This window comes from Phytoactinopolyspora endophytica, assembly GCF_004138495.1.
GTDB lineage: Bacteria > Actinomycetota > Actinomycetes > Jiangellales > Jiangellaceae > Phytoactinopolyspora > Phytoactinopolyspora endophytica.
Map to the genome: position 1 here is coordinate 25,978 of NZ_ML142879.1, position 4,838 is coordinate 30,815.

A 4,838-nucleotide genomic window follows, 5' to 3' on the forward strand; every position below is an offset into this window, starting at 1 on the left:
AGCGCTCGAGCACTGTCCAGCTTCGCCGCTCCTTATCGTCAACGACGATAAGGCATGTCGTGCGGTGGCAGAAGGCGCAGTCGGATCTCTCGAAGAACTCTACGCCCACGACGGAGCGCCCCCCGCACAAGTCAGGCCCGGGGATGTGGCGGCCATGCTCTACACATCCGGAACTACGGGCAGAAGCAAAGCGTGCATGCTGCCGCATCGCTATTTTCTGTCGCAAGCAGCCATCGCGATACGCGACCTCGGACTGGTACGCGATGACGTGTTGTATTGTCCATTTCCATTGTTCCACGTGGACGCGACCGCGTTGACGGTAGTGCCGTCGCTTCTCACGGGCGCAGCCGCGGCCGTCGCGCGCCGGTTCTCAGCTTCGGGGTTCTGGAACGAGATCGAGAAGGTCGGCGCGACTGTGTTCGACTTCATGGGCGCCACGCTCTCCATTCTGGACAAGGCCGAGCCTCGAGATGACGACGCTAACAATCCTGTGCGGCTGGCTTGGGGTGTCCCGGTCCCGGATTGGGTTGAGCAGTTCGAACAACGCTTCGATCTGCAGGTTGTAGAACTGTACGGGTCAACAGAGGCCAACATCCCGATTGTTCAACGCTTCGATTCGCCGAGAATAAAGGGCTCGTGTGGCACGGTGCGGCCGGAGTTCGAGATTCGCATCGTGGATGACAATGACGATCCGCTCGGACCTGGGGAAGTCGGAGAACTGCTCGTTCGACCACGACACGCCCACACAATGTTCTCGGGATATTACGGATCTCCAGACGCGACGGTAGAGGTCATCGCCAACCTTTGGTTTCATACGGGTGACTTGGCCAAGACGGACGATAGGGGCAATGTCTACTTCATTGGGCGGCGGAAGGAGGTGATCAGAAGGCGGGGAGAGAATATCTCGGCCATTGACCTCGAGGAGGCCATTCTCGCCCATCCTGTCGTGGCAGAGTGCGCCGTCGTTGCTGTGCCTTCCGAACTAACGGAAGACGACATAAAGGCGGTTGTCAAACTGCGCGAAGGCATGACGCTGACGCCCGAAGAACTGCTTCTGTTCTGCGAGACTAACCTGGCCCGGTTTCAAGTGCCGCGGTACCTCGAGTTCGTCACGACAATGCCGAAGACACCCACGGGAAAGATCGAAAAATTTCGCTTCGTAGATCCACCATTCAATGCGCGAACGTGGGATGCCACCAAGGGCGGATACCTGGCTATCCTCTATTCACAATGATCTCGGCGTGAAAGTGTCTTTGAGTGAAGAGTGGTCCTAAGAAAGCTCCGTAGCATACCGTTTAACCTCCGCCGTCATCCTTAAGCGGCGGAGGTTAAACCCGATTCGGGAGGCGATCTTGGACTCGCTCCGCGTAATGCGAAGTGCGTTGAGCAGGACAAATGATCGGCACCTCAACTGATCATTCTGGGATGATCTTCCACTAGCTGGTATGACTTCTGCGTACCCCGCCAGTACACCGTTGCGTGTTTGGCTGTGGCCTGCTTCTCTATCGGCGTATTGCCGGTCAACCTTCCACAGTTGAGTGGAATAGGTCTATAGTCAATTTATGATAATGCGGAAGTTGTGTCGATGTCGGGGGACGGAGTACTTCCTTGACGGCGTGCGGGCATACGTCGCTGCGATGTCATCCGCGCGTGCATGGCTTACGAGGTTTCCGCATCCGAGATGGCCGATAGCTTCGGGTACTCCACGGCGAGCGCGCATCAGATGGCCACCATGGTGCGTTCCCGGGAGTTGGATCGTTTCACCGATGTCAAGCGAGGCTGAGGGGCGCGCGAAAGGCCACAGACCAGATCCGACAGAACGTCCTTGCCCTGCGCGCGCAAGACCGCACGGTCAACGCGATCGCCGACGCGCTCACCACCACCCAGGGCGCACCGATCTCCCCGCAGGCGGTCTAGGTAACCCTCGCGATGCCGGGCTGCCGGGGCTGGCCTCACGCGACGATACTCGGCGGAGCAGGTCACGTCGGTGGAATCCGGTCAAGGCCCTCCGGCTCGACGGCTTGCCGAACGCCGCGCAGGTAGCATATGAATCGCGCCGGTTGGTTGTTCTGCTGCTGGCCCTCAACACCCGGCCGACGACTTCGCCCCGAGTATCGGGACGAGCGCCCGGGCATAGCAGCACCGAGGAACGCATCGTCCGCGTCTGTCTGGTCAACACCGACGACGATGAGGCGAACACGGGAAGTAGGACACTGACGCGTGCGCGTTCCCGCACACTGCCCACGTCGTCCGCGACTGCCGCCACGTCCGCCGACTCAACGGGCAACGCCGCTCGTAAGAGGTTGTGCCCCACATGTCACCAGCCCTCACCATGGACAGAGCTGGCCCACAAGACATCGCCCAGCTGCCGCGGACGCTGGGGCATAATAGACCGACACGACCAAGATCACGACCTACGGCCAGAGCACTAATCACCAAGCCCTTCAATCCGATCATATCGGAAACATGACGGAGTCGCGGGCATAGAGAGGTTCTCTGCGCAGGCGACGGGATCACTCGAGCTGGGAACAATTGGGCCTGCCGGCCTGTCGGGCCCACAGGACTACCATTGCACACAAGACCCCGAATTTACCTAATCTAGTTCGTCATTCAGAAGTTCGTGTGAACCAGTGTTTGCGCAAAGAGTCCTGTATTACAGGACGCTAGCCATCACAGATGCAGAAACCCTTCGCCGTTAACGCCACGCGGCGATAGGCTGACTCACAGCTCGTGCTTCGATGGCTTGACATATGTACGAGATCGGAGCTATATTTGCAGTTAGAATAGACATCGATTCTAGCCTATCATACGGCTCGACATGACTGCAAGTAATACTGCCTAGACCTCACGCTCCATAAGCCAACTTCTTTAAGTCGTATCAGTCGTGCACTGACAGCACCGGCCGTTGAAATTATCAGGATGATTGACTTTAAACGTTCGACTATTCGCGGTGAAGCCTCGTTAGATATCGTGCAAGCAAACTGTACTGGTCATGGAGGTATGGATGAGTATCGCGTTCTACGTCGGTCATGAACTGACTAGGGATGGTTCAACACTACTCGGTGGATTTGGTCACGAGCCGTCAAGCCACTGGCTAGAGATCGTGCCTCGGCAGCGTCACGCCGTGGGCACGACTGTCCCTGTCGGTGGGACCGAGACCGCCCGGATGCCTGGCGAGCTCATCGAGATTCCGCAGGCAGAAGAGACGTTCAAGTACATCACCTCTAACTATGCGAATGACTCAGGGTTCCCGGCGCCCCTTACCAACGGTGGCCTCAATGAGCACGGAGTAGCTGCCCGTGATAGTTGGTCGCCGTCGCGTCCCGAACTTGTCGGAATGACCCCGAAGCCTCAGACTGGCCCCAACTACAGCGATCTCGCCCGCCTTGCCATGGAGCGCGCCACCACTGCGCGCGAAGCCGTGGAAATCGTCGGGCGTCTTATTGATGAGCACGGATACACGACCTACGGCGGCAACTCGCACCTATTTGCTGACAAGAACGAAGGGTGGGTGTTTATCAATTACGCGGGCGGCCAAGGCCTGTGGGCCGCGGAACGGTTGGGCTCAGATGAGGTACGCGTATCTTACCCCGGCTATATCCAAGACTTCCCGGTCGACTTCACGGTCGAGCCCGATTATCTCGGTGCCGATCATTTGGTTGACTTCGCGATTGAGCAAGGCTGGTGGGATCCGATGGCCGGTAAGCCGTTCAACCTCCAGGACGTGTACGGACGTTCCTTTCCGGGCGCAGGCGGCGATTGGGATATGAGCGACTTCGTCGCGTGGATGCTGCCCGGGGAACGCGAACAGGAACTGCGCGCGTTGTCTCCCGTAAGCCTCGACGACATGCTTGCACTCGTGCGCGACCCGCGCTGGTCGAACGATTTGGCCGGCTACGGACAGGTAGCACATCTTCGCCCTGACGTCCATCCCGAATTGCAGACGCTATGGCTAGCCGTTACCAGTGCAGTCACGACGCCGTATGTTCCCATTCCGATCGGCACAGAGGATGTGCCGGCGGAGTTCAAACAGCATCGTTACATGACCAAAGGCGCCCACTCGCATCCCCTCCATCCGGACTACGCTGCGCTGGAGGCCACCCGTTACGCGACCCGCACGTTCAAGCGACTCATGTACCACACAAGCGAGAACCCGCAGGTGTTTTACAGGCGGGTGACGTCCGAATTGGAGGACTTTGAGCGCGCCCTGCTCGACGAGCGTGCCGAGGTCGAGCGACGAGCCGCCGAGCTGTTTCAGGCCGGTGGATCCGATCGTGCGCGGGTTTTCCTCACCAACCACGTTGCCGAACGCCTGCTTGAAAGCCTTGAACTCGGAGAGCGACTGGTCGATGAGGTGGAGAAAGAGACTCGTAGGCGGTTCGGGATCCGTATGCCTAAGGGCACTAGTGTAGAAGGAGGAACTATTCCGCCGACCAGCCAAGATAATATGTCTCGAGGCGTCGATAGCCACCCACTTTGCGTCGTCGTGGATCTTGACGACTTCCCGCGTCGGCATGGAGCTTACAGCGATGAGCCGGGTAGCTGCCATGATCAATCCGCTGACCGCCGCTGAGTGGGCGGTCTCGCTTGCCGAACCGGCTCCGTTTGCGACGGTTATGCCCGTGAGTCGCTGAGTCGGATATTCGTTGCGCGGACTTCTTGTGGAGTCCGCTTGCTGAGCACGAACGTTACTTTGTCGCGAATGCATAAGAACGTTGTTCTGGTTCGTAGTACAGTCCCGGCCCTCGGGCTTAGTTGAGTCCCTCATAGTGGTGTAGCGCGGTCGCTGCTCGTCGTGTTGACGTGACGAAGTGCGGCCACCGCGTGATCCTTTCGAG

General features: G+C 58.7%; 2 protein-coding genes. Both read left to right on the forward strand.

From position 1 onward, the window contains the following. A partial coding sequence (locus tag ELR45_RS41880) for an AMP-binding protein (RefSeq protein ID WP_240760312.1) occupies positions 1–1,234 on the forward strand: 1,234 nt, incomplete at its 5' end. 1,770 nt (positions 1,235–3,004) lie between these two features. Continuing rightward, complete coding sequence (locus tag ELR45_RS33105) at positions 3,005–4,573, forward strand: C69 family dipeptidase (protein ID WP_129670090.1); 1,569 nt, start codon at positions 3,005–3,007, stop codon at positions 4,571–4,573. Positions 4,574–4,838 lie beyond the last annotated feature (265 nt).